1 protein-coding gene is annotated in these 330 nt (G+C 43.0%); it reads left to right on the top strand.

Going from position 1 to position 330, the window contains the following annotated elements; genetic code table 11:
• A partial coding sequence (locus tag FD32_RS06440) for a helix-turn-helix domain-containing protein (protein ID WP_202813174.1) occupies nucleotides 1-330 on the top strand: 330 nt, incomplete at both ends.

Here is a 330-nt window from a genome sequence, read left to right as displayed (position 1 = left end):
CAAGTTATAAAGGGGATCAAACTTCGCCTATATCCCAATGCCCAGCAAAGGGAACAATTGTGGCAGATGTTTGGTAACGACCGCTTCGTTTGGAACCAAATGTTGGCAATGGCCAAGGAGCGGTATCAAAATAATCCTAGTAGTCACTTTGTCAATGAATACGGGATGAATTATCTACTGAAGAGACTCAAACAGGAATACCCATTTCTTAGGGCTAGTGACTCAACTAATTTTCTAGTGGTTAATCACAACCTCGCCCAAGCCTTTAAGATGCTATTTAAACATCGGGGCGGTTACCCACGTTTTAAATCGCGTCGAGCTATTCGGCAA

Source organism: Limosilactobacillus panis DSM 6035 (genome assembly GCF_001435935.1).
Lineage (GTDB): Bacteria > Bacillota > Bacilli > Lactobacillales > Lactobacillaceae > Limosilactobacillus > Limosilactobacillus panis.
Note: the sequence above shows the minus strand (reverse complement) of the source record. Positions and strands in the feature narration are given on the sequence as shown.